Here is a 24562-nt window from a genome sequence, read left to right as displayed (position 1 = left end):
ATCGCATTCCAACAAACGGAGCATCATCATGCGCAAGACCCTGTTCACCGCTTCCGCGCTGGCCCTGGCGCTGGCCGCCCCCTTCGCCCAGGCTTTCGAAGCCGGGGACATCATCGTTCGCGCTGGTGCGATTACCGTTGATCCGCACGAAAGCACCTCCAGCGTCAAAGTTGACCGGGGAACTCTCGCGGGCACCGACCTAGGCGGAAAAGCTTCGCTGGACAGTGATACCCAGCTCGGACTCAACTTTGCTTACATGCTGACCGATAATGTCGGCATTGAGCTACTCGCCGCTACGCCATTCCAACACAACGTATCCATCTCCGGCACCGCTGGCGGAATCGCCGACGGCAAACTTGGCGACCTGAAGCACCTACCACCAACACTGAGCTTGGTTTATTACCCGCTGGACAATAAATCGGCGTTCCAGCCTTATGTCGGCGCGGGGATCAATTACACATGGTTCTTCGATGAAAGCGTTGGTAGCGCCGCAAGCGCTGGCGGGTTTGACAATTTCCGCGTGAAGAATTCGTGGGGCTGGGCCGCTCAAGTCGGCATGGATTACATGCTGACCGATAACGTCATGCTTAATGCCCAACTTCGCTATATCGACATTGACACCGAAGCCTATGTCGACAACACAATCCTCGGCGTTCGCGCAAAAGTCGACGTTGATGTAGACCCCTTCGTCTACATGGTCGGCCTCGGCTACAAGTTCTAACGAATCGGCCCAATCGAATCGTAGACAGACAAAAGGCGCCAATGGCGCCTTTTGTATTTTTGGTTTCGCTTACTTCCCCAATAAACGGGCCAGCCCTTCGCGCATGCTGGTCGGTGGTTCTGGCAGGCGGTAGCGCTGCACCAGTCGCGCATTGTTCGCCCGCGAATGACGAATGTCTCCCGAGCGCGCCGCCTGGTAGCTAACCTCGGGCAGACCGCCCAGCACATCGCCAATCGCGTCGAGCAGCTGGTTCAACGACGTCGCCTTGTTGAGCCCCACGTTCACCGCCCCTTCCGGCGCATCCGCAGCTTCGAGTGCCTGCACCAGCACCTCGACCAGATCCCCTACATAGATGAAATCCCGCGTCTGCTCCCCATCGCCGAACACCGCAATCGGCTGCCCCTTCTGCGCCCGCTCGGTAAAGATGCTGATCACCCCGGAATAGGGCGACGACGGGTCCTGCCGAGGGCCATACACATTGAAGAAGCGGAAGATCACCGGCTCCAGCCCATGCTGGCGCCGATAGAAATCCAGGTAGTGCTCACTGGCCAGCTTGTCCGCGGCGTAGGGGGTTAGCGGCGCCTTCGCGGTGTCTTCGTCGATGGACTGACCTTCGCCGTTGTTGCCATAGACCGCCGCGCTCGAGGCAAACACCACTCGCTTCACGCCTGCCTCGCGCATCGCTTCGCACAGATTGAGCGTGCCGATCAGATTACTCTGATGCGTACCGAGCGGATCATCCACGGACGCCTGCACTGAGGCCACCGCGGCCAGATGCACCACGGCGCGACAACCCTGCACCGAGCGACGCACGCATTCGGCGTCGGCGACATCACCGACGATCAGTTCGACGCGCTCATCCTGTGGCAGGTTTTCACGCTTGCCAGTGGAGAGGTTATCCAGCACTCGAACGGCGTAACCGCGTACCAGCAGCGCATCGACCAGATTGGAGCCTATGAACCCGGCACCGCCGGTCACCAGAATCGGGGCATCAACCATGGCGGTAGTAGCGCTCCAGCAGACTCGGCAGCCCCGTGCGCCAGGCACGCGGCTTGATGCCGAAGGTGGTGAATATCTTCTTGCAGGCCAACACGCCGTGCTGCGGCTCAGCCGCGGCATCCGAACAGTCGGCGTGAGCGACCGGCGTCAGTTTGGCGGTCGTCACATCGCGATACTTGGCGGCCTCGCCAAGCAGCGCCTGCGCGACCAGCAACGGCGTCGAGGCTTCGTGCCCGCCGTAATGGTAGGTACCCCACAACGGGGCCTGGCAATCGAGCTGCTTGAGCACTGCAAGAATGACTCTCGCAGCGTCATCCACCGGCGTCGGATTGCCACGGCGATCGTCCGCCAGCAGTATCGCCTCGCTCTGCTCCAGCCGTTGCAGTACACGCCCCAGCACACCGTCACGACTGTCGTCGAGCAGCCAGCCGAAACGCAACAGCACATGACGCGGGCACAGCGCACGCACGCTCTGCTCGATGCGCCAGAGCGCCCTGCCCCGCGCATCCAGCGGCGCGACTTCGTCCTTCTCGCTGTAGGCCGTGGTGCGCGCGCCATCAAACACGCGGTAGCTCGACGGCTGCAGGAGAACGAAATCGTGGTGCTGGCACAGCTCGGCAAGCCGCTCCACAGCGCGCTCCTGAGCCGCGAGCGCCGGTTCGTTGGGCTGCCCGCTCTGGAACCAGTCGTAGTAGTAGGCAAGGTTGACGACGACATCCGGACGGTTGTCGTCGAGCAACTGGGTGAGACTGGCGGCATCCCAGCCCTGGGCGGGCGGGCGCGGCGCGAGAAAGCCGATGTCTTCCTCGGCGCCGAGGCGGATGAGCGCCTGGCCCAGGGCATTGCCGCCGCCCAACAGCATCAGGCGCATTCGCATTCAGAGAACTCTAGAAGGGGATGTCGTCGTCGAAGCTGTCGTAGTCCGGTGCCGGCTGTTGCCGTGCAGCCGGCTGCTGCGGCTGAGCCTGCTGACGCGGTGCCTGTTGCGGCTCGCGCTGCTGCGGACGAGCTTGACGCGGGGCATCGTCGGAACTGCCGCCACGGCCACCGAGCAGCTGCATGCTGCCGTTCATGTCAACGACAATTTCGGTGGTGTAGCGCTTGACGCCGTCCTTCTCCCACTCACGGGTCTGCAGACGGCCTTCGATATAGCACTGCGAACCCTTGCGCAGGTACTCGCCGGCGATCTCCGCGACCTTGCCGAAGAGCACCACGCGGTGCCACTCGGTACGTTCCTGGAGCTGGCCGGTCTGCTTGTCCTTCCAGCTATCGGTGGTTGCCAGCGTGATGTTGGTCACCGCATTGCCATTGGGCATGTAGCGGGTTTCCGGGTCGCCGCCGACATTGCCGATCAAGATGACTTTATTCACCCCTCTGGCCATGGGTAACTCCTCTTGGAACATTGAAATTAAATGGGCTCGCCGATGGCGGTCCTGCTACCAGCAAACCCGATGACCGCGAATCTTACCTCAGCCACCCCTGACAACCAACCGACGCACCGTCAAGTTGCGCCGGCTTCCTCACCCGTCCGGGCAAGCGTACGGTTTCAAGCGACGAGACGATCCAGCGCTTCTCGATCCAGCTGCTGAGTATCGACCTTGATGTACGCCGCAGCCTCTTCGATGACGATCAGCACATCGCTGACGCCCGCCACCCGCAACAGGTCATCACCAAGCCCGCTGTTGGCCAGCGCACCGCTGGATAACGGCAAACGCAAGCTGGTCACATAGGGGGGCTCACGCATGCTGAAGGCCACCACGAACCACAGCGCGCAGAGCGCAGCGCAGCCAGCGAACACCAGCGCCAGCCCGCCCTGCTGATAGAGCATGCCACCCAGCACGCCACCGAGACCGGCACCGAGGAACTGGCTGGTAGAGTAGACCCCCATCGCGGTGCCCTTGCCGCCGGCCGGCGCGACCTTGCTGATCAATGAGGGCAGTGACGCTTCCAGCAGATTGAACGCGATGAAGAAGCCCACCATGCCGACAACCAACATCCAGAGCCCGTTACCGAACCACCAGAAGAACAGCTCGCAAAGCAGCAACGCAGTGACCGCGCCCAACAGCACGCGGCGCATCTGTCGCTTCTTCTCGCCATAAATAATGAAGGGAATCATGCCGAAGAAGCCCACCAGCAGTGCCGTGAGATAGACCCACCAATGCTCCTCCTTGGGCAATGCGCCCTGCTCCACCAGTGCCAGCGGCAGCGCAACGAAGCTGGCCATCAGGATCGCGTGCAGCGCCAGAATACTGAAATCCAGGCGCAGCAGATCAGGATGGCGCAGCGTCAGACCGAGCGCCTGCTTGGCGACGCCCGACTCACGATGGCGCACGTGGGCCTCGGCCTTCGGCAGCACAGCAACGATCACGCCACCCAGCACCGCCATCCCGGCGGTCACCCAGAACAACCCGGACAGTCCGAACGCGCGGGTCAGCAATGGCCCGACGATCATTGCCACGGCGAACGAGAAACCGATGCTCACGCCGATCAGCGCCATCGCCTTGGTCCGATGCTGTTCGCGGGTGAGGTCCGAGAGCAGCGCCATGACCGCAGCAGAAATCGCCCCGGCACCTTGCAGAATGCGCCCGGCCACTACGCCCCAGATGCTGTCCGACATCGCCGCCAGCACGGCGCCGGCGGCGAAGATCAGTAAGCCGAAATAGATGATTGGCAGGCGACCAATACGATCGGAAAGGATGCCGAAGGGAATTTGCAGCAGCGCCTGGGTCAAACCATAGGCACCTATCGCAAGACCGATAAGGGTCGGCGTAGCGCCCTCCAGGTCCATGCCGTAGGTTGCCAGCACAGGCAAAACCATGAACATGCCGAGCATGCGAAAAGCGAAAACCAGAGCCAGCCCGGAAGCTGCGCGTTTTTCGCTGGCGCTCATGCGCTCGCTGTAAGGGTCCTGCATGGAGGGTCTCGCTTGTATGAACCGGCGGCGATTCTAGCAGCCCAACCCTGTTCGGCACAGGCGCGCGGTTTTGCCGCGACCATCACCCCGGCCGTATACTTTCGGGTTTCCGCCCGCCACGCGAGGCTGTTTTGGACAAGATTCTGATTCGTGGGGCCCGCACCCACAACCTGAAGAACATCGACCTTACCCTGCCGCGCGACAAGCTGATCGTCATCACTGGCCTCTCCGGCTCCGGCAAGTCCTCGCTGGCCTTCGACACGCTGTATGCCGAAGGCCAGCGCCGTTACGTCGAATCGCTTTCGGCCTATGCCCGGCAGTTCCTCTCGATGATGGAAAAGCCCGATGTCGACACTATCGAAGGGCTCTCCCCGGCGATCTCCATCGAACAGAAATCGACGTCGCACAACCCGCGCTCCACTGTCGGCACCATCACCGAGATCTACGATTACCTGCGTCTGCTCTATGCCCGGGTCGGCACGCCACGCTGCCCGGATCACGATGCGCCGCTGGAAGCGCAGACGGTCAGCCAGATGGTCGATCAGGTACTGGCGCTGCCGGAAGGCCGCAAGCTGATGCTGCTGGCGCCGGTTATCCGCGAGCGCAAGGGCGAGCATCTGGCCGTGTTTGACGAGCTGCGCGCCCAGGGCTTCGTGCGTGCTCGCGTCAATGGGCGGCTGTACGAACTGGACGAGCTACCCAAGCTCGATAAGCAGAAGAAGCACTCGATCGATGTGGTGGTCGACCGCTTCAAGGTCCGCAGTGACCTGCAGCAACGCCTGGCCGAGTCCTTCGAAACGGCGCTCAAACTGGCCGATGGCATCGCCCTGGTTGCTTCCATGGAAGAGGACGATGAAAGCGAGGAGATGATCTTCTCCGCGCGCTTCGCCTGCCCGATCTGCGGCCACTCGATCAGCGAGCTTGAACCCAAGCTGTTCTCCTTCAACAACCCGGCTGGCGCCTGCCCGACCTGTGACGGCCTGGGCGTGAAGCAGTTCTTCGACGCCAAGCGCCTGGTCAATGGCGAGCTGACCCTGGCCGAAGGCGCCATTCGCGGCTGGGACCGGCGCAACGTCTATTATTTCCAGATGCTCGGCTCCCTGGCATCGCATTACGGCTTCAGTCTCGACGAGCCTTTCGACTCGCTGGCGGCCGATCACCAGAAGTCCATCCTGCGCGGTAGCGGACGCGAGAACGTCGAGTTTCGCTACCTCAACGACCGCGGCGATATCGTCAAGCGCTCGCACCCCTTCGAAGGCATCATTCCCAATCTGGAACGCCGCTACCGCGAAACCGAATCCAATTCGGTGCGCGAAGAGCTCGCCAAGTACCTCAGCACCCAGCCCTGCCCGGACTGTCGCGGCACCCGCCTGCGCCGCGAGGCCCGCCACGTATGGGTCGGTGACAGAACCTTGCCGGCGGTCACGGCTATGCCCATCGGTGACGCCACCGATTATTTCGGCGGACTCTCGCTCAGCGGCCGGCGCGGCGAGATCGCCGACAAGATTCTCAAGGAAATCCGCGAGCGTCTGCAGTTTCTGGTCAACGTCGGCCTCGACTACCTGACCCTCGACCGCAGCGCCGACACCCTGTCCGGCGGGGAAGCCCAGCGCATACGCCTGGCCAGCCAGATCGGTGCCGGCCTGGTCGGCGTGATGTACATCCTCGACGAGCCCTCGATCGGCCTGCATCAACGCGACAACGAGCGCCTGCTCGGCACCCTGCGTCACCTGCGCGATATCGGTAACACAGTGATCGTGGTCGAGCATGACGAGGACGCGATTCGCCTCGCCGACTACGTGGTGGATATCGGCCCAGGGGCCGGTGTGCACGGCGGGCGCATCGTCGCTGAAGGCACACCTGACGAAGTGATGGCGCACCCGGACTCGCTGACAGGCAAGTACCTCTCTGGCCGGGTGAAGATCAACTACCCGCCAGAGCGCACCCGCCGCGATCCGAAGAAGCTGCTCAAGCTCAAGGGCGCACGTGGCAACAACCTGCGCAATGTCGATCTGGAGATTCCGGTCGGCCTGCTCACCTGCATCACTGGCGTTTCCGGCTCGGGCAAGTCAACGCTGATCAACAACACGCTGTTCCCGATTACGGCCACCGCGCTAAACGGTGCGACAACGCTTGAGGTGGCCCCGCACGACAGCTTCGACGGTCTGCAACACCTGGACAAGGTGGTGGACATCGACCAGAGCCCCATCGGCCGCACCCCACGTTCCAACCCGGCAACCTACACCGGCCTGTTCACGCCGATTCGCGAACTGTTCGCCGGCGTGCCGGAAGCACGCTCCCGCGGCTATGGCCCGGGTCGCTTCTCCTTCAACGTCAAGGGCGGCCGCTGCGAAGCGTGCCAGGGCGACGGCGTGATCAAGGTGGAGATGCACTTTCTGCCGGACATCTACGTGCCTTGCGATGTCTGCAAGGGCAAGCGCTATAACCGCGAAACGCTGGAGGTGAAGTACAAGGGCAAGAGCATCACCGAGGTGCTCGATATGACCATCGAGGAGGCTCGCGAATTCTTCGACCCCGTACCAGCCGTTGCCCGCAAGCTACAGACCCTGATGGATGTGGGGCTGTCCTACATCAAGCTGGGGCAGAGCGCGACGACCTTGTCCGGCGGTGAAGCGCAGCGGGTCAAGCTGTCTCGCGAGCTCTCCAAGCGCGATACCGGCAAGACCCTGTACATTCTCGACGAACCCACCACCGGCCTGCATTTCGCCGACATCCAGCAACTGCTCGACGTGCTGCATCGCCTGCGCGACCACGGCAACACCGTCGTTGTCATCGAGCACAATCTGGATGTGATCAAGACCGCTGACTGGCTGGTGGATCTGGGGCCGGAAGGTGGCTCCAAGGGCGGCCAGATCATCGCTACCGGTACGCCGGAAGAAGTGGCAGGCATGGAACAGTCGCATACCGGGCACTTCCTCAAACCCTTGCTCGAACGCGACCGCTCGGCGGGTTGATCTCGGCTTCGGCAACAAGCGCAAGCGCAACGGGGTCCACTGCGGACCCCGCCGGGCAGTTGGGCGGGACATCCCAGCCTGATAAGGAGAATTCCTCATGCGTATTGCGCTTGCTGCCTGCCTGGTTGGCGTCGGCCTGTTACCCGGCCTTGCCACCGCGGTTCAACCCAACGGCCCTTGGATCACGGATAAGCAGAATGTCTCGCTCGAGGCGTTCATGAGCAATCAACAGCTGTACGATCAGCTCAGCGCCATGTCGCGCCGCTTCCCCGATGCGCTGCGCCTGGAACAGGCCGGCAGCAGCAATGAGGGCCGCCCCATCTGGCTCGCCAGGCTGGGTAATGCGGACAAACCCGCGGTGATGATCATCACCCAACAGCACGGCAATGAACCTCACGGCACCGAAGCTGCAGTCAACCTGATTCAACGTCTCGCTTCGGGTGGCGCGCTGTCGCGGCGGGTGTTGGACAATCTGCAGGTATTGATCGTACCGCGGGTCAACCCGGACGGGGCGGAGCGCTTCAGCCGCGGCAACATGGACTTCAGCGCGCCGCAAACCAGCGCAGACTGCCTGCGTGACGACGGCACCCTGGATCCCGCCAAGCTAGATCAGCGCCTGGGCGCCAACGTGACGGCCTACAGCTTGGCCGACGGCCAGCGTCGCTGGAGCTATGACATCAACCGCTACCATTGGACGGACTGGAGCGAAAGCACGCAGATTCGCTGCAATCCAGGCCTGGCCAGTGAGCGTCACTTCAATCCTGGGCAGAACCCGGTTCCTGAAGCGGTAGCGGTGCGCGGCATCTACGACCGTTACCGCCCCATCTGGCTGGTGGATGTCCACAACCAGAACCCCGCCGTGGTACTCGACGATGTCGACCCTGAGGTGAATCGCCCCGGACGTCAGGTGACCGGCTCCATCACCTGGCCAACCCACCCGGAGGTCGCGCCGGAAGCAGTAGCGCTGTCGAAACAGCTGGCAATCGTGATGAAGCAGCGCTCCCTGCAGCTTGGCTTCATGGAAATCACCAACTACTACCATGAGCACCCCAACGGTGATGTCCGCCGCGGAGGCGGCGATCCAGGCATTGCCCGAAACGCCTACGGCCTGCTGGGAACAGAGCGACTGGCGGCTGGCGAAACTGGCCCATTGGGCGGCAGCGTGCTCATGGAAATCGGTGGATTGAACAGTCGCGGCCAGAAGTCGGTCGGCATGCTGCGCAACAATGTGCGTGAAATGCTTGAGGCCGTACTTGTAGCGACTGCCGATGGCAGCCTGATGGCTATCGATCCGGCAGAGGCCGATCGCCTTCTGCCACCCGGACAGCAGAGCGACAAGCCGCTGAGCAATCCCCACGAGTAGCGCTGAAGGAACAAGAAAGCCCGCAGCACTCGCTGCGGGCTTTTCGGTGTTGCGGATACCGCGATTCGCTTATGCCGGGACGTCCGACAGCGGAATATCCAGCGCGGCAGCAATGCCTGCTCCGTAGGCCGGATCAGCCTTCAGGCAGTGGCGGATGTGGCGGATCTTGATGTGACGCTCCACTCCCTGCATCGACCGAGCGGTGTTTTCGAACAACCTCTGCTGTTCATCGCCCCCCATCAAGCGGAACAGGTTGCCCGGTTGAGTAAAGTAATCGTCGTCATCGGCACGGAAGTCGTGACGATCCGCTGCGCCCTCGAGAGCCAGCGGCGGCTCGCTGAAGTCAGGCTGTTCCTGCCACTCGCCGTAGGTGTTCGGCTCGTAATGCAGGCGACCGCCCTGATTGCCATCCACGCGCATGGCGCCATCGCGATGGTAGCTGTGGACCGGGCATCGCGGAGCATTGACCGGAATCTGGTGGTGATTGACCCCCAACCGGTAGCGTTGCGCATCTCCGTAGGAGAACAGACGGCCCTGCAGCATCCGGTCCGGAGAGAAGCTGATGCCCGGAACGACATTCGCCGGTGTGAATGCGGCCTGCTCGACATCTTGGAAGTAGTTGTCGGGATTGCGGTTGAGCTCGTAGTAGCCGACCTCGATCAGCGGATAGTCGGCATGCGGCCAGACCTTCGTCAGGTCGAACGGATGGTAAGGCACCTTCGCCGCCTCGACCTCCGGCATCACCTGCACATACATCGTCCAGCGCGGGTATTCACCACGCTCGATAGCCTCGAACAGATCGCGCTGCGAACTCTCCCGGTCATTGGCAACGATGGCTGCCGCCTCGGCATCGGTGAGATTCTTGATGCCCTGCTGGGTCCGGAAGTGAAACTTCACCCAGAAACGCTCGTTGTTCGGACTGATGAAGCTGTAGGTGTGCGAACCGAAACCGTGCATATGGCGATAAGACGCCGGAATGCCGCGATCGCCCATGACATAGGTAATCTGATGCAAGGCTTCGGGCAGCCCGGTCCAGAAGTCCCAGTTGTTGTTCGCGCTGCGCATGTTGGTGCGCGGGTCACGTTTTACCGCGTGATTGAGGTCAGGAAATTTCAGCGGATCGCGGAAAAAGAACACAGGGGTATTGTTGCCCACCATGTCCCAGTTGCCTTGCTCGGTATAGAACTTCAGGGCGTAACCACGAATGTCGCGCTCGGCATCGGCGGCGCCCCGCTCGCCTGCGACGGTGGAAAAGCGCGCAAACAAGGGAGTGCGTTTGCCAATCTCGGAAAACAGCTTGGCTTTGGTGTAACGGGTAATGTCATGGGTGACGACGAATTCTCCGAAAGCGCCCGACCCCTTCGCATGCATGCGTCGCTCCGGAATGACTTCCCGATCGAAATGGGCGAGCTTCTCCAGAAACCATACGTCCTGGAGCAGCATCGGACCGCGACGGCCCGCAGTCATGGAGTTCTGATTCTCGGAAACCGGTGCACCAGCAACGGTTGTCAGCTTCGGCTTGTCAGTCATGGTTGCGACTCCTTGGCATTCAATAGGCTTCCAGGGTCTCGGTGAGTACCTGCTGGTCGAATGCCATCATAGGAATCAAGCGCAACGGCGACCAATGATGAAGATCAACGCCCCTTATAGAGCCAGTCTCTCAGACTTCGATGGAGCGGTTCTTGAGACATAAAAAAACCGAGCCCAAGGGCTCGGTTCTTAATTACTGCTACCGATCTTACTCGGCGGCTTCCACTTCACCAGTGACCGGACGGTCAACCAGCTCGACGTAAGCCATAGGTGCGTTGTCACCAGCGCGGAAACCGCACTTGAGGATACGCAGATAGCCGCCCTGACGGGTGGCGTAACGCTTGCCCAGATCGTTGAACAGCTTGCCTACGGCAGCCTTCGAACGAGTACGGTCGAAAGCCAGACGACGGTTGGCGACGCTGTCTTCCTTGGCCAGGGTGATCAGCGGCTCGGCGACGCGACGCAGTTCCTTGGCCTTGGGCAGGGTGGTCTTGATCAGTTCGTGCTCGAACAGCGACACCGCCATGTTCTGGAACATGGCCTTGCGGTGGGCGCTGGTGCGGCTCAGGTGACGGCCACTTTTACGATGACGCATGATTGAAATTCCTTACCAAACGTTCAGTTCGGTTACTGGGGGCGATCAGGCAGTGGCCTTATCGTCCTTCTTGAGACTTGCCGGCGGCCAGTTATCCAGACGCATACCGAGGGACAAACCACGCGAAGCCAGAACGTCCTTGATCTCAGTCAGGGACTTCTTGCCCAGATTCGGCGTCTTCAACAGCTCTACTTCGGTGCGCTGAATCAGATCACCAATGTAGTAGATGTTTTCCGCCTTCAGGCAGTTGGCCGAACGTACGGTCAGCTCCAGGTCATCAACCGGACGCAACAGGATCGGATCGATCTCGTCTTCCTGCTCGATTACAACCGGCTCGCTGTCGCCCTTGAGGTCGACGAACGCAGCCAGTTGCTGTTGCAGGATGGTCGCTGCACGACGGATCGCCTCTTCGGGATCCAGGGTGCCGTTGGTTTCCAGGTCAATGACCAGTTTGTCCAGGTTGGTGCGCTGCTCGACACGAGCATTCTCGACCACGTAAGCCACGCGACGAACCGGGCTGAAAGTGGCGTCGAGCTGCAGACGGCCGATGCTACGGCTTTCGTCTTCATCACTCTGACGCGCATCAGCAGGCTCGTATCCGCGGCCGCGAGCGACCTTGAGCTTCATGTTGAGCGAGCCGTTGGCCGCCAGATTGGCGATCAGGTGATCGCCATTGACGATTTCGACATCGTGATCCAGCTGGATATCGGCAGCGGTAACAGCGCCCGCGCCCTTCTTCACCAGGCTCAAGGTCACTTCATCACGGCCGTGCAGCTTGATGGCGATACCTTTGAGGTTGAGCAGGATTTCGATGACATCTTCCTGCACGCCCTCGATGGCGCTGTACTCGTGGAGCACACCGTCGATCTCAGCCTCGACCACAGCGCAGCCGGGCATGGAGGACAACAGGATACGACGCAGCGCGTTGCCCAGGGTGTGGCCAAAACCACGCTCGAGGGGCTCGAGAGTGATCTTGGCACGGGTCGGACTGACCACCTGCACATCGATATGGCGGGGGGTCAGGAACTCATTTACCGAACTCTGCATGGATACACCTATTTTCTAGCCCTTACTTGGAGTAGAGCTCGACAATCAGGTTTTCGTTGATGTCGGCGGACAGATCGCTGCGAGCCGGAACATTCTTGAAAACACCGGATTTCTTGTCGGCATCTACTTCGACCCATTCAACGCGACCGCGCTGAGCGCACAGTTCGAGGGCCTGGGCGATACGCAGCTGGTTACGGCACTTCTCACGAACAGCCACTACGTCACCGGCCTTGACCTGGTACGACGGGATGTTCACGGTCTGACCGTTGACGCTGATCGACTTGTGAGAAACCAGCTGACGCGATTCGGCACGCGTGGAACCGAAGCCCATGCGATACACGACGTTGTCCAGACGGCACTCGAGCAGTTGCAGCAGGTTCTCGCCGGTAGCGCCCTTACGGCTGGCAGCTTCCTTGTAGTAACCGCTGAACTGACGCTCCAGCACACCGTAGATGCGGCGCACTTTCTGCTTTTCACGCAGCTGGGTGCCATAGTCGGACAGACGGCCACGGCGCTGGCCATGAACACCTGGCGGAGTTTCGATGTTGCACTTGGATTCGAGCGCGCGCGCACCACTCTTCAGGAAGAGATCGGTGCCTTCACGACGAGACAGTTTGCACTTGGGACCAATATAACGAGCCATTCTTCACTGTCTCCTGATTACACGCGGCGCTTCTTCGGCGGACGGCACCCGTTATGCGGGATAGGCGTCACGTCGGTGATGCTGGCGATTTTATAACCACATGCGTTCAAAGCACGCACGGCGGACTCACGACCCGGACCTGGGCCCTTGACGTTCACGTCGAGGTTCTTCAGGCCATACTCCAGAGCAGCCTGGCCAGCGCGCTCTGCAGCGATCTGGGCAGCAAACGGAGTGCTCTTACGCGAGCCGCGGAAACCGGAACCACCGGAAGTAGCCCAGGACAATGCATTGCCCTGACGATCGGTGATGGTCACGATGGTGTTGTTGAAAGACGCGTGGATATGGGCGATCCCATCAACCACTGTCTTTTTGACTTTTTTACGAGGACGAGCAGCAGGTTTTGCCATGACTAAATTCCTGTCGATTCGCTAACGCGATTACTTGCGGATCGGCTTGCGCGGGCCCTTACGGGTACGTGCGTTGGTCTTGGTACGCTGACCGCGAACCGGCAGACCACGACGATGACGCAGGCCGCGATAGCAACCCAGGTCCATCAAGCGCTTGATTTTCATGTTGACTTCGCGACGCAGGTCGCCTTCAACGATGAACTTGCCGACTTCGCCACGCAGCAGTTCGACCTGCTCGTCGGAAAGATCCTTGATCTTTGCTGCCGGATTCACACCGGTAGCGGCACAGATTTCCTGCGCACGGGTGCGACCAACACCGTAGATGTAGGTCAGCGAGATAACAGTGTGCTTGTTATCCGGAATGTTGACGCCTGCAATACGGGCCATTCAGTGAAACTCCAATTGACAGCTACCTACGCCCCGGAAGCCAAGAAAAGGGCGCGAGATATTAACGCTGTAATAACAAATATTCAACCCGGCAGCGCACTAGCTGCCGGGTTATAACGCCTTACACAATCAGCCTTGGCGCTGCTTGTGACGCGGTTCTGCGCTGCAGATCACGCGCACGACACCGTCGCGACGGATGATCTTGCAGTTACGGCACAGCTTTTTAACCGATGCACGAACTTTCATCACCAACTCCTAGAACCTTACGAACCACCTCAGCGGAGCATTCCGCTGCCGTAGCCCTTCAGGTTGGCTTTCTTCATCAGGGAATCGTACTGGTGCGACATGAGGTGTGATTGCACTTGCGACATGAAGTCCATGACAACCACAACAACGATCAGCAACGAGGTCCCACCAAGGTAGAACGGCACATTGGCCGCGACCACAAGGAACTGCGGAAGCAGGCAGACGGCCGTCATGTACAGGGCGCCGAACATGGTCAAACGGGTCAGCACGCCATCGATGTAGCGCGCCGACTGCTCGCCAGGACGAATCCCAGGAATAAACGCACCGGACTTCTTCAGGTTCTCCGCGACATCTTTCGGATTGAACATCAATGCCGTATAGAAGAAGCAGAAGAAAATGATCCCAGCACTGAACAGCAAGATGTTCAACGGCTGACCGGGAGCGATTGCCTGCGAGATATCAGCCAACCACCCCATGCTCTCGGACTGGCCGAACCACTGCCCCAGAGAGGCAGGGAACAACAGGATGCTGCTGGCGAAAATAGCCGGGATCACACCCGCCATATTCACCTTCAAAGGCAAGTGGCTGGTCTGCGCAGCAAACACCTTACGACCCTGCTGACGCTTCGCGTAGTGCACGGCGATACGACGCTGGCCCCGCTCGATAAAAACCACGAACCCGATGATCGCAACAGCCAGCAGCCCGACAGCCAGCAAGGCGATGATGTTGATGTCACCCTGGCGAGCGGATTCGAACGACTGACCGAGCGCTCCCGGCAAGCCGGCGACGATACCCGCGAAGATCAGCATCGAAATACCGTTGCCAACCCCACGCTCGGTGATCTGCTCACCCAGCCACATCATGAACATCGCGCCGGAAACGAAGGTAGTGATGGCCACGAAGTAGAAGCCGAAATCATTGCTGAACGCGACACCCTGCCCAGCTAGACCGACCGACATCCCGACAGCCTGCACGATCGCCAATACCAGCGTTCCATAACGCGTGTACTGACTGATCTTGCGCCGCCCGGCCTCACCTTCCTTCTTCAACTGCTCCAGCTGTGGGCTGACAGCAGTCATGAGCTGCATGATGATCGAGGCCGAAATGTACGGCATGATCCCCAGTGCAAAAATGCTCATGCGCTCCAGCGCACCGCCGGAAAACATATTGAACAAGCTAAGGATGGTCCCTTCGTTCTGACGAAACAGCTCAGCCAGCCGATCGGGATTGATCCCGGGAACCGGGATGTGCGCGCCAATCCGATAGACGATGATCGCCATGAACAGAAAGCGCAGACGAGCCCAGAGTTCGGACAGACCACCATTACTCAGCGCGGAGAGAGCACCTTGCTTAGCCATTTATTCCTCGAACTTGCCGCCAGCTGCTTCGATAGCCGCACGCGCACCCTTGGTGGCTGCGATACCCTTGAGAGTAACCGCGCGACCAACCTCGCCCGACAGCATGATTTTCACGCGCTGCACGTTCTGGTTGATGACGTTGGCGTCCTTCAGGCTTTGCACAGTGACAACGTCGCCTTCCACCTTGGCCAGCTCGGAAGTACGCACTTCGGCGCGATCCATGGCTTTCAGCGAAACGAAGCCGAACTTCGGCAGACGACGATGCAGAGGCTGCTGACCGCCCTCGAAGCCGGGAGCAATCTTGCCACCGGAACGGGAAGTCTGACCCTTGTGACCACGGCCACCGGTCTTGCCCAGGCCGCTACCGATACCACGACCGGGACGCAGCTTTTCGCGACGGGCACCCGGCGCAGAACGCAGATCGTTCAGTTGCATGGCTTAGCCCTCCACACGGAGCATGTAATAAGCCTTGTTGATCATGCCGCGATTCTCAGGGGTATCCTGAACCTCGACAGTATGACCAATGCGACGCAGACCCAGGCCCTTGACGCACAGCTTGTGATTGGGGATACGACCGCTGACACTCTTGATCAGCGTGACCTTGACGGTGTTAGCCATGATCAGGAAATCTCCTCGACGCTCTTGCCGCGCTTGGCAGCGATCGACTCAGGCGACTGCATCGCTTTCAAACCCTTGAAGGTGGCGTGAACCACGTTGACCGGGTTGGTAGAGCCGTAGCACTTGGCCAGGACGTTCTGCACGCCAGCGACTTCCAGGATGGCGCGCATGGCACCACCAGCGATAACGCCGGTACCTTCAGAAGCAGGCTGCATGTATACCTTGGACGCGCCATGCGCAGCCTTGGTGGCGTACTGCAAAGTAGTACCATTCAGATCGACCTGAATCATGTTGCGGCGAGCCGCTTCCATGGCCTTCTGAATAGCAGCCGGAACCTCACGGGACTTGCCACGACCGAAGCCGACGCGACCCTTGCCATCACCCACTACGGTCAGCGCGGTGAAGGTGAAGATACGACCACCCTTAACAGTTTTTGCGACGCGGTTAACTTGAACCAGCTTCTCGATGTAGCCTTCGTCGCGCTTTTGCTCGTTATTTGCCATAACTTAGAACTCCAGCCCGCCTTCACGAGCAGCATCAGCCAGTGCCTTCACACGACCGTGGTACTTGAAGCCAGAACGGTCGAACGCCACCTGAGTGACACCTGCGGCTTTCGCACGCTCAGCGACCAGCTGACCGACTTTCTTGGCAGCGTCGACGTTGCCGGTGGCAGCGTCACGCAGTTCTTTGTCCAGAGTCGAGGCGCTGGCCAGGACCTTGCCGCCGTCGGCCGAAAGGACCTGGGCGTAGATGTGCTGGGAAGAGCGGTACACGCAAAGGCGTACGGTTTCCAGCTCGCGCATCTTCAGGCGTGCCTTGCGAGCGCGACGCAGACGAGTTTCTTTCTTTACGCTCATTTGCTATGCCCTACTTCTTCTTAGCTTCTTTGCGACGGACTACTTCATCCGAGTACCGCACGCCTTTGCCCTTGTAAGGCTCAGGACGACGGAAATCGCGGATCTCAGCAGCCACCTGACCGACCAGTTGCTTGTCGACACCCTTGATCAGGATATCGGTCTGGCTGGGGGTCTCAGCGGTAACGCCTTGCGGCAGTTCATAATCCACCGGATGCGAGAAACCGAGAGCCAGGGACAGCACTTGACCTTTGGCTTGCGCCTTGTAACCAACACCAACCAGCTGAAGCTTACGCTCGAAGCCTTGGCTGACGCCGATCACCATGTTGTTGACCAGAGCACGCGTGGTGCCGGCCATAGCACGGGTCTGCTGATCGCCATTACGACCAGCGAAACGCAGCTCACCAGATTCCTGGATGACTTCCACGGACGGGTGGACATTCAGTTCGAGAGCGCCTTTTGCGCCCTTCACCGAAAGCTGCTGACCGGACATCTTGATTTCGACGCCAGCAGGCAGCTTGACGGGGTTCTTAGCAACGCGAGACATGCTTATCCCCCCTTAGAACACAGTGCAAAGCACTTCGCCGCCAACGCCGGCAGCCCGAGCAGCACGATCAGTCATCACACCCTTGTTGGTGGAGACAATCGACACACCCAGACCACCGCGCACTTTCGGCAACTGATCAACGGATTTGTACTGGCGAAGGCCAGGACGGCTTACGCGCTTCAGCTCCTCGATGACCGGACGGCCTTCGAAGTACTTCAGCTCGATGGACAGCTGCGGCTTGGCGTCGCCACTGACCTGGTATCCCGCGATATAGCCTTCACCTTGAAGAACGTTGGCTACAGCCACCTTCAGCGTGGAAGACGGCATGCTTACGACGGACTTTTCGGCCATCTGGGCATTACGGATACGAGTTAGCATGTCCGCTAACGGGTCCTGCATACTCATGGGCTCTTAGCTCCTAATACAAAAAAATAAGCCTTAAACGGCTCGTGTCGCCAACGGGCAAGCCTGCGAAATTCGAGGCTCAGGCGAGCCGGGCATTCTAGAGCGTTGCCATAAACGAATCAAGCCCCATAAGGGGCTTGATCGAAAAACAAACAGGACCCGAAGGTCCTGTTAGCTTATTACCAGCTGGCCTTGACCAGACCCGGTACGTCACCACGCATTGCAGCCTGACGCAGCATGTTGCGCGAGAGACCGAACTTGCGATAAACGCCGTGCGGACGACCGGTCAGACGGCAGCGGTTACGCAGGCGCGAAGCGCTTGCGTCACGTGGCTGCTTCTGCAGTGCGACCTGGGCTTCCCAACGCGCTTCCGGAGTGGATTCCGGGCTGGCGATGATAGCCTTCAGCGCAGCACGCTTCTGGGCGAACTTGGCAACCGTTTGCTGACGCTTCAGCTCACGGTTCTTCATGCTTTGCTTAGCCATGTGCCTACTCCAATCAGTTACGGAACGGGAAGTTGAAGGCACGCAGCAGAGCGCGACCCTCTTCATCCGTCCGAGCAGTGGTGGTCAGAGTGATATCCAGACCACGCAGGGCATCGATCTTGTCGTAATCGATTTCCGGGAAAATGATCTGCTCTTTCACACCCATGCTGTAGTTGCCACGACCATCAAAGGACTTGGCATTCAGGCCACGGAAATCACGTACGCGCGGCAGGGAGATCGAAAGCAGGCGATCCAGGAACTCGTACATACGATCGCTGCGCAGGGTGACCTTGACGCCAATCGGCCAGCCTTCGCGGACCTTGAAGCCTGCGATGGACTTGCGAGCGTGGGTCACTACAACTTTCTGACCAGTGATCTTTTCCAGATCGGCAACCGCATTGTCGATGATCTTCTTGTCACCGATCGCTTCGCCGATACCCATGTTGAGGGTGATCTTGGTAATGCGCGGAACTTCCATCACGTTCTTGAGCTGAAGTTCTTGCATCAGCTTCGGCGCGATTTCCTTCCGATAAACTTCTTTTAGTCGTGCCATGGTTATCTACCTAGCAGTCTCAAGCGTCAACCGGCTTCTGGGTCGACTTGAAGACACGAATTTTCTTGCCTTCTTCAACCTTGAAGCCAACGCGGTCTGCCTTGTTGGTCTCGCCGTTGAAAATGGCGACGTTAGAGACGTGCAAAGGCGCCTCTTTCTCGACGATACCGCCCTGAACGCCGGACATCGGGTTCGGCTTGGTATGGCGCTTGACCAGGTTGATCCCGCCAACGACCAGACGGTCGTCAGCGAGAACCTTGAGCACCTTACCGCGCTTGCCTTTGTCTTTGCCGGCGATGACGATGATCTCGTCGTTGCGACGAATCTTTTGCATGCGGCTACTCCTTACAGCACTTCAGGGGCGAGCGAGACGATCTTCATGAACTTCTCGGTACGAAGCTCACGCGTCACTGGCCCAAAGATACGGGTGCCGATAGGCTCCTGCTTGTTGTTCAGCAGAACAGCAGCATTGCCATCGAAGCGAATGATGGAGCCATCGGGACGACGAACGCCGTGACGGGTGCGAACCACAACAGCAGTCATCACCTGGCCTTTCTTGACCTTGCCACGAGGAATCGCTTCCTTGACGGTTACCTTGATAATGTCGCCGATGCCGGCGTAACGGCGGTGGGAACCGCCGAGCACCTTGATACACATGACGCGACGAGCGCCACTGTTATCAGCCACATCGAGCATGGATTGAGTCTGAATCATATAATTTCTCCGACCCCTAGCCCTTAGACTTCGACGGCGCGTTCAACGACGTCAACCAGCATCCAGGACTTGGTCTTTGCCAGCGGACGAGTCTCGCGGATGGTGACCTTGTCGCCGATACGGCACTGGTTGGTTTCGTCGTGGGCGTGCAGTTTGGTCGAACGCTTCACGTATTTACCGTAGATCGGGTGCTTGACGCGACGCTCGATCAGAACGGTGATGGTCTTGTCCATCTTGTCGCTGACGACGCGGCCGGTCAGCGTGCGGACGGTTTTCTGAGCTTCAGCCATGATCACTTACCTGCCTGCTGGTTGAGCACAGTCTTGACACGAGCGATGTCGCGCTTGACTTGCGAGAGCAGGTGAGACTGCCCCAACTGGCCAGTCGCCTTCTGCATGCGCAGATTGAACTGGTCCCGCAGCAGCTCGAGCAGTTGCTCGTTCAGCTGCTCAACGGATTTTTCACGAAGTTCATTCGCTTTCATCACATCACCGTCCGCTTAACAAAGGAGGTGGCGAGCGGCAGCTTTGCAGCGGCCAAGGCGAAAGCCTCACGCGCCAGCTCTTCGGAAACACCCTCGATCTCGTAGAGCACCTTGCCCGGCTGAATCTGGGCTACCCAGTACTCGACGCTACCCTTACCTTTACCCATACGAACTTCGAGGGGCTTCTTGGTAACGGGCTTGTCGGGGAACACGCGGATCCAGATCTTGCCGCCACGCTTTACGTGACGAGTGAGCGCACGACGTGCAGCCTCGATCTGGCGCGCGGTCAGACGACCACGGGAAACAGACTTCAGCGCGAACTCGCCGAAGCTGACCTTGCTACCGCGCTGAGCCAGACCACGGTTGTGGCCGGTCATCTGCTTGCGGAATTTTGTACGCTTGGGTTGCAACATTTGGCGTACCCCTTACTTAGCAGCTTTTTTACGAGGAGCAGGCGCTTGAGGCTTGAGCTCTTCATGGCGACCACCAATCACTTCGCCTTTGAAGATCCACACCTTCACGCCGATCACACCGTAAGTGGTGTGCGCTTCGTAAGTGTTGTAATCGATATCGGCACGCAGGGTGTGCAGAGGCACACGACCTTCGCGATACCACTCGGTACGGGCAATTTCAGCCCCACCCAGACGACCACTGACCTGGATTTTGATGCCCTTGGCACCAATACGCATGGCGTTCTGCACGGCGCGCTTCATGGCACGACGGAACATTACGCGGCGCTCCAGCTGCTGAGCTACGCTCTGTGCAACCAGCATGGCGTCGAGCTCCGGCTTGCGGATCTCTTCGATGTTGATGTGCACCGGCACACCCATTTGCTTGGTCAGGTCCTGACGCAGCTTCTCAACATCTTCACCTTTCTTGCCGATCACGATGCCGGGACGAGCGGTGTGGATGGTGATGCGTGCGGTTTGAGCCGGGCGATGGATATCGATACGGCTTACGGACGCGCTTTTTAGTTTGTCTTGGAGGTACTCACGCACGTTCAGATCTGCAAGCAGATAGTCTGCATACGTACGGCCGTCTGCGTACCAGACGGAGGTGTGCTCCTTGACGATTCCCAGGCGAATGCCAGTGGGATGTACTTTCTGACCCATCTGATCGACTCCGTTACTTGTCCGCAACCTTGACAGTGATATGGCAAGACCGCTTGACGATGCGATCAGCGCGGCCTTTGGCACGCGGCATGATGCGCTTAAGCGAACGCCCCTCGTTGACGAAGACGGTGGAAACCTTCAGGTCGTCCACATCAGCGCCTTCGTTGTGCTCGGCGTTGGCTACGGCCGACTCCAGCACTTTCTTCATGATCTCGGCGGCTTTCTTGCTGCTGAAAGCCAGGAGGTTGAGCGCTTCGCCCACCTTCTTCCCGCGGATCTGGTCGGCGACCAGGCGGGCTTTCTGGGCGGAGATGCGAGCGCCCGACAACTTAGCGGCTACTTCCATCTTTCCTTACCCCTTAGCGCTTGCCTTTCTTGTCCGCCACATGCCCGCGATAGGTGCGGGTAGCAGCGAACTCGCCGAGTTTATGGCCGACCATGTCTTCGGACACGAGGACCGGGACATGCTGACGACCGTTATGTACAGCGATGGTCAGACCGACCATTTGCGGCAGGATCATCGAACGACGCGACCAGGTTTTAACCGGCTTGCGATCATTCTTTTCCACCGCCGCTTCGACCTTCTTCAGTAGGTGAAGATCGATAAAAGGACCTTTTTTCAGAGAACGCGGCACTGTCGTATCCCTCTAGTTACTTGCGACGACGGACGATCATGTTATCGGTGCGCTTGTTAGTGCGGGTCTTCGCGCCCTTAGTCGGGAAGCCCCATGGCGACACCGGATGACGACCACCGGAGGTACGACCTTCACCACCACCGTGTGGGTGATCGACCGGGTTCATCGCGACACCACGAACGGTAGGACGAATGCCCTTCCAGCGCTTGGCGCCAGCCTTGCCCAGCGAACGCAGGCTGTGCTCGGAGTTCGAGACTTCGCCCAGCGTGGCACGGCACTCGGCCAACACTTTACGCATCTCGCCGGAGCGCAGACGCAGCGTCACGTAGGAACCCTCACGAGCGACCAGCTGAGCCGAAGCACCAGCAGAGCGAGCGATCTGAGCACCCTTGCCCGGCTTGAGCTCGACACCGTGAACGGTAGAACCCAGCGGGATATTGCGCAGCGGCAGACTGTTACCAGCCTTGATCGGAGCGTTGACGCCCGAAACCAGCTGATCGCCAGCGCTTACGCCTTTTGGCGCGATGATGTAGCGACGCTCACCGTCGGCATACTTCAGCAGCGCGATGTGTGCAGTACGGTTCGGATCGTATTCGATACGCTCGACGATGGCAGGAATGCCATCCTTGTTGCGACGAAAATCGACCAGACGATAGTGCTGCTTGTGACCACCGCCAATATGACGAGTGGTAATGCGACCGTTGTTGTTACGGCCACCGGTCTTCGACTTCTTCTCGAGCAGCGGTGCGTACGGAGCGCCTTTATGCAGCTCCTGATTGACCACCTTGACCACAAAACGGCGGCCCGCGGAAGTCGGTTTGCATTTAACGATTGCCATGATGCACCCCTTCCTTACTCAGCACTGCCGGAGAAATCGAGATCCTGGCCCGGCTGAAGAGCGATATACGCCTTCTTCCAGTCGTTGCGCTTGCCCAGACCGCGAGCGGTGCGCTTGGTCTTGCCCTGAACGTTCAGGGTGTTGACGGCGGCGACCTTCACGTCGAACAGGCTCTCGACAGCCTTCTTGATTTCCAGCTTGGTTGCGTCGGTCGCAACCTTGAAAACGAATTGCTTCTTGCTGTCAGCCAGCACGGTAGCCTTCTCAGAGACGTGCGGACCAAGCAGGACTTTGAATACGCGTTCCTGGTTCATCCCAGCAGCTCCTCGAATTTCTTCACAGCCGACACGGTGATCAACACCTTGTCATAGGCGATCAGGCTGACCGGATCGGAACCCTGGACGTCACGTACATCGACATGCGGCAGATTGCGCGCAGCCAGGTACAGGTTCTGATCTACAGCATCGGAAACGATCAGCACGTCGTTCAGACCCATACCATTGAGCTTGCTAGCAAGCACCTTGGTTTTCGGGGCGTCGACGGCGAAATCTTCTACGACAACCAGACGCTCGGAGCGAACCAGCTCTGCAAGGATGGAACGCAACGCAGCGCGATACATCTTCTTGTTCAGCTTCTGCTCATGGTTCTGCGGACGAGCAGCAAAAGTCACACCACCGCCACGCCAGATCGGACCACGACTGGTACCAGCACGAGCGCGACCGGTGCCCTTCTGGCGCCACGGACGCTTGCCACCACCGGACACATCGGAACGGGTCTTCTGCTGCTTGCTGCCCTGACGACCGCCAGCCATGTAGGCGACGACTGCCTGGTGCACCAGCGTCTCGTTAAACTCGCCACCAAAGGTGCGATCGGAGACTTCGATGGCCTGTGCGCCATTTACATTCAATTGCATGTGAACTCCCCCTTAACCGCGAGCCTTGGCGGCCGGACGCACGAGCACGTCACCACCAGTGGCACCGGGCACTGCGCCCTTCACCAAAAGCAGATTCCGCTCAGCATCGACACGCACGATTTCCAGAGACTGCACGGTTACGCGCTCGGCGCCCATGTGCCCGGACATCTTCTTGCCCTTGAATACACGACCTGGAGTCTGGCACTGACCGATAGAGCCCGGGACGCGGTGGGATACGGAGTTACCGTGGGTATTGTCCTGACCACGGAAGTTCCAGCGCTTGATGGTACCGGCAAAGCCTTTACCCTTGGACTGCCCGGTGACATCCACCATCTGTCCAGCCTGGAAAATCTCGGCATTGATCTGGTCACCAACCTGGAACTCCTCGCCTTCGAGGCGGAATTCCCAGACGCCACGACCTGCAGCAACATTCGCCTTAGCGAAGTGACCGGCCTGAGCCTTGGTAACACGGGACGCGCGACGCTCGCCGACAGTGACCTGCACTGCACGATAGCCATCGCTCTCTTCATTCTTGAACTGAGTGACGCGATTCGGCTCGATCTCGATGACCGTAACCGGAATAGAGACACCATCCTCGGTGAAAACGCGGGTCATACCGCATTTGCGACCGACTACACCAATAGTCATTTTGAAACCTCTTGAGTGTACGGGGCTTTCACCCGCTATGGCCGCCCATTTCAGAGCGTTACACGACTAAAACTCTCAGGTTTTAGCCGAGGCTGATCTGCACTTCCACACCAGCCGCAAGATCGAGCTTCATCAGCGCATCGACGGTTTTGTCGGTCGGCTGAACAATGTCCAGCACACGCTTGTGGGTTCGAATTTCATACTGATCGCGCGCGTCTTTGTTGACGTGCGGAGAAACCAGCACAGTGAACCGCTCTTTGCGGGTTGGCAGCGGAATCGGACCACGCACCTGAGCACCAGTACGTTTCGCGGTTTCCACGATTTCCTGGGTTGATTGATCGATCAGGCGATGGTCAAAAGCCTTCAACCGAATACGGATTTGTTGGTTTTGCATTTTGACCTCAGACTCCAAGTAGCCACCCTACCAGGCGCAATACCCCCGGTAAAAGGAGGCGCAATTGTACGGATGCGCCCATAGGGTGTCAATAAATGATCAACAATAGAAAAAGGCCCCCGAAGGGGCCTTTTTCATCATCGTCAATTATTACTCGACGATCTTGGCAACCACGCC

36 protein-coding genes are annotated in these 24562 nt (G+C 59.3%); 3 read left to right on the top strand and 33 right to left on the bottom strand.

Annotated elements, in window-relative coordinates:
• The first annotated feature begins 28 nt into the window (after positions 1-28).
• Complete coding sequence (locus EA798_RS19315) at positions 29-721, top strand: OmpW/AlkL family protein (RefSeq protein ID WP_122099991.1); 693 nt, start codon at positions 29-31, stop codon at positions 719-721.
• A 69-nt stretch (positions 722-790) separates the two neighbouring features.
• Here EA798_RS19315 and EA798_RS19310 read toward each other — a convergent pair whose 3' ends face one another.
• From EA798_RS19310 to EA798_RS19295, 4 genes are all read right to left on the bottom strand, one after another.
• A complete protein-coding gene (locus EA798_RS19310; protein ID WP_122099990.1) occupies positions 791-1720 on the bottom strand; it encodes an NAD-dependent epimerase/dehydratase family protein in 930 nt (309 codons plus the stop codon).
• Entirely contained in the window at positions 1713-2597 is an 885-nt protein-coding gene (locus EA798_RS19305; protein WP_122099989.1) for a sugar nucleotide-binding protein, read from the bottom strand. The genes EA798_RS19310 and EA798_RS19305 overlap by 8 nt, the downstream gene beginning before the upstream one ends.
• Before the next feature lie 10 nt (positions 2598-2607).
• Positions 2608-3102 (bottom strand): single-stranded DNA-binding protein, encoded by a 495-nt coding sequence (locus EA798_RS19300; RefSeq protein WP_015278280.1) that lies wholly within the window; start codon positions 3100-3102, stop codon positions 2608-2610.
• A gap of 164 nt (positions 3103-3266) precedes the next feature.
• Entirely contained in the window at positions 3267-4634 is a 1368-nt protein-coding gene (locus EA798_RS19295) for an MFS transporter (protein ID WP_122099988.1), read from the bottom strand.
• 131 nt (positions 4635-4765) lie between these two features.
• Here EA798_RS19295 and uvrA point away from each other — a divergent pair, with 131 nt between their 5' ends.
• A complete protein-coding gene (uvrA, locus tag EA798_RS19290; RefSeq protein WP_106155911.1) occupies positions 4766-7609 on the top strand; it encodes an excinuclease ABC subunit UvrA in 2844 nt (947 codons plus the stop codon).
• A gap of 97 nt (positions 7610-7706) precedes the next feature.
• Positions 7707-8972, top strand: coding sequence for a M14 family zinc carboxypeptidase (locus EA798_RS19285; protein ID WP_122099987.1), 1266 nt, complete (start codon positions 7707-7709; stop codon positions 8970-8972).
• Positions 8973-9041: 69 nt separating this feature from the next.
• On the opposite strand, the gene EA798_RS19280 is transcribed toward EA798_RS19285, so the two are convergent.
• The 29 genes from EA798_RS19280 to rpsJ all read right to left on the bottom strand — a co-directional run bounded on the left by EA798_RS19280 (position 9042) and on the right by rpsJ (position 24385).
• Positions 9042-10502, bottom strand: a complete 1461-nt coding sequence (locus EA798_RS19280; RefSeq protein ID WP_122099986.1) for a catalase — start codon at positions 10500-10502, stop codon at positions 9042-9044.
• Positions 10503-10710: 208 nt separating this feature from the next.
• Positions 10711-11097 (bottom strand): 50S ribosomal protein L17, encoded by a 387-nt coding sequence (gene rplQ / locus EA798_RS19275; protein ID WP_003304056.1) that lies wholly within the window; start codon positions 11095-11097, stop codon positions 10711-10713.
• A 45-nt stretch (positions 11098-11142) separates the two neighbouring features.
• Complete coding sequence (locus EA798_RS19270) at positions 11143-12144, bottom strand: DNA-directed RNA polymerase subunit alpha (protein WP_014821626.1); 1002 nt, start codon at positions 12142-12144, stop codon at positions 11143-11145.
• A gap of 22 nt (positions 12145-12166) precedes the next feature.
• On the bottom strand, positions 12167-12787 hold the full coding sequence (gene rpsD, locus EA798_RS19265; protein WP_003293044.1) for a 30S ribosomal protein S4: 621 nt from the start codon (positions 12785-12787) through the stop codon (positions 12167-12169).
• A 17-nt stretch (positions 12788-12804) separates the two neighbouring features.
• Positions 12805-13194 (bottom strand): 30S ribosomal protein S11, encoded by a 390-nt coding sequence (gene rpsK, locus EA798_RS19260; protein ID WP_003281811.1) that lies wholly within the window; start codon positions 13192-13194, stop codon positions 12805-12807.
• A 30-nt stretch (positions 13195-13224) separates the two neighbouring features.
• Entirely contained in the window at positions 13225-13581 is a 357-nt protein-coding gene (rpsM, locus tag EA798_RS19255) for a 30S ribosomal protein S13 (RefSeq protein WP_003289190.1), read from the bottom strand.
• 129 nt (positions 13582-13710) lie between these two features.
• Complete coding sequence (rpmJ, locus tag EA798_RS19250) at positions 13711-13827, bottom strand: 50S ribosomal protein L36 (protein WP_003281814.1); 117 nt, start codon at positions 13825-13827, stop codon at positions 13711-13713.
• Positions 13828-13856: 29 nt separating this feature from the next.
• A complete protein-coding gene (secY, locus tag EA798_RS19245) occupies positions 13857-15185 on the bottom strand; it encodes a preprotein translocase subunit SecY (RefSeq protein ID WP_063544065.1) in 1329 nt (442 codons plus the stop codon).
• The gene (rplO, locus tag EA798_RS19240; RefSeq protein WP_003293041.1) at positions 15186-15620 is read right to left on the bottom strand and encodes a 50S ribosomal protein L15; all 435 of its coding nucleotides are present in this window, start codon (positions 15618-15620) and stop codon (positions 15186-15188) included.
• 3 nt (positions 15621-15623) lie between these two features.
• Positions 15624-15803: a 50S ribosomal protein L30 gene (rpmD, locus tag EA798_RS19235; RefSeq protein WP_003281818.1), complete on the bottom strand. Its 180-nt coding sequence runs from the start codon at positions 15801-15803 to the stop codon at positions 15624-15626.
• Between the two features lie 2 nt (positions 15804-15805).
• The gene (rpsE, locus tag EA798_RS19230) at positions 15806-16306 is read right to left on the bottom strand and encodes a 30S ribosomal protein S5 (protein ID WP_003304059.1); all 501 of its coding nucleotides are present in this window, start codon (positions 16304-16306) and stop codon (positions 15806-15808) included.
• Between the two features lie 3 nt (positions 16307-16309).
• Entirely contained in the window at positions 16310-16660 is a 351-nt protein-coding gene (gene rplR / locus EA798_RS19225; RefSeq protein ID WP_003281822.1) for a 50S ribosomal protein L18, read from the bottom strand.
• Between the two features lie 10 nt (positions 16661-16670).
• Complete coding sequence (gene rplF / locus EA798_RS19220; RefSeq protein ID WP_014821628.1) at positions 16671-17204, bottom strand: 50S ribosomal protein L6; 534 nt, start codon at positions 17202-17204, stop codon at positions 16671-16673.
• 12 nt (positions 17205-17216) lie between these two features.
• The gene (gene rpsH, locus EA798_RS19215) at positions 17217-17609 is read right to left on the bottom strand and encodes a 30S ribosomal protein S8 (RefSeq protein WP_003293036.1); all 393 of its coding nucleotides are present in this window, start codon (positions 17607-17609) and stop codon (positions 17217-17219) included.
• A 179-nt stretch (positions 17610-17788) separates the two neighbouring features.
• Positions 17789-18094: a 30S ribosomal protein S14 gene (gene rpsN / locus EA798_RS19210; RefSeq protein WP_015278287.1), complete on the bottom strand. Its 306-nt coding sequence runs from the start codon at positions 18092-18094 to the stop codon at positions 17789-17791.
• 13 nt (positions 18095-18107) lie between these two features.
• Positions 18108-18647, bottom strand: coding sequence for a 50S ribosomal protein L5 (gene rplE / locus EA798_RS19205; RefSeq protein WP_106155914.1), 540 nt, complete (start codon positions 18645-18647; stop codon positions 18108-18110).
• A gap of 19 nt (positions 18648-18666) precedes the next feature.
• Positions 18667-18981 (bottom strand): 50S ribosomal protein L24, encoded by a 315-nt coding sequence (gene rplX / locus EA798_RS19200; RefSeq protein ID WP_003304067.1) that lies wholly within the window; start codon positions 18979-18981, stop codon positions 18667-18669.
• Between the two features lie 11 nt (positions 18982-18992).
• Positions 18993-19361 carry a 50S ribosomal protein L14 gene (gene rplN / locus EA798_RS19195; protein ID WP_003281831.1) on the bottom strand — a complete coding sequence of 123 codons (369 nt, stop codon included), beginning with the start codon at positions 19359-19361 and terminating at the stop codon, positions 18993-18995.
• Between the two features lie 23 nt (positions 19362-19384).
• The gene (rpsQ, locus tag EA798_RS19190; RefSeq protein ID WP_003293030.1) at positions 19385-19651 is read right to left on the bottom strand and encodes a 30S ribosomal protein S17; all 267 of its coding nucleotides are present in this window, start codon (positions 19649-19651) and stop codon (positions 19385-19387) included.
• A 2-nt stretch (positions 19652-19653) separates the two neighbouring features.
• Entirely contained in the window at positions 19654-19845 is a 192-nt protein-coding gene (rpmC, locus tag EA798_RS19185; RefSeq protein ID WP_003281834.1) for a 50S ribosomal protein L29, read from the bottom strand.
• On the bottom strand, positions 19845-20258 hold the full coding sequence (gene rplP / locus EA798_RS19180; RefSeq protein ID WP_003281836.1) for a 50S ribosomal protein L16: 414 nt from the start codon (positions 20256-20258) through the stop codon (positions 19845-19847). The genes rpmC and rplP overlap by 1 nt, the downstream gene beginning before the upstream one ends.
• 12 nt (positions 20259-20270) lie before the next feature.
• Positions 20271-20957, bottom strand: a complete 687-nt coding sequence (gene rpsC / locus EA798_RS19175; RefSeq protein ID WP_003289210.1) for a 30S ribosomal protein S3 — start codon at positions 20955-20957, stop codon at positions 20271-20273.
• A gap of 13 nt (positions 20958-20970) precedes the next feature.
• A complete protein-coding gene (gene rplV / locus EA798_RS19170) occupies positions 20971-21303 on the bottom strand; it encodes a 50S ribosomal protein L22 (protein WP_003103908.1) in 333 nt (110 codons plus the stop codon).
• A 13-nt stretch (positions 21304-21316) separates the two neighbouring features.
• Positions 21317-21592: a 30S ribosomal protein S19 gene (gene rpsS, locus EA798_RS19165; protein ID WP_003293029.1), complete on the bottom strand. Its 276-nt coding sequence runs from the start codon at positions 21590-21592 to the stop codon at positions 21317-21319.
• A 16-nt stretch (positions 21593-21608) separates the two neighbouring features.
• Positions 21609-22430: a 50S ribosomal protein L2 gene (gene rplB, locus EA798_RS19160; RefSeq protein WP_106155915.1), complete on the bottom strand. Its 822-nt coding sequence runs from the start codon at positions 22428-22430 to the stop codon at positions 21609-21611.
• Between the two features lie 14 nt (positions 22431-22444).
• A complete protein-coding gene (gene rplW / locus EA798_RS19155) occupies positions 22445-22744 on the bottom strand; it encodes a 50S ribosomal protein L23 (RefSeq protein ID WP_003281842.1) in 300 nt (99 codons plus the stop codon).
• Positions 22741-23343, bottom strand: a complete 603-nt coding sequence (gene rplD, locus EA798_RS19150) for a 50S ribosomal protein L4 (protein ID WP_106155916.1) — start codon at positions 23341-23343, stop codon at positions 22741-22743. Before rplD ends, rplW begins: the two co-directional genes overlap by 4 nt.
• A 12-nt stretch (positions 23344-23355) precedes the next feature.
• Positions 23356-23991 (bottom strand): 50S ribosomal protein L3, encoded by a 636-nt coding sequence (gene rplC / locus EA798_RS19145; protein ID WP_106155917.1) that lies wholly within the window; start codon positions 23989-23991, stop codon positions 23356-23358.
• Positions 23992-24073: 82 nt separating this feature from the next.
• The gene (gene rpsJ / locus EA798_RS19140; protein ID WP_003186070.1) at positions 24074-24385 is read right to left on the bottom strand and encodes a 30S ribosomal protein S10; all 312 of its coding nucleotides are present in this window, start codon (positions 24383-24385) and stop codon (positions 24074-24076) included.
• Positions 24386-24562 lie beyond the last annotated feature (177 nt).

It is taken from the genome of Pseudomonas songnenensis (assembly GCF_003696315.1).
Classification (GTDB): Bacteria; Pseudomonadota; Gammaproteobacteria; order Pseudomonadales; family Pseudomonadaceae; genus Stutzerimonas; species Stutzerimonas songnenensis.
Note: the sequence above shows the minus strand (reverse complement) of the source record. Positions and strands in the feature narration are given on the sequence as shown.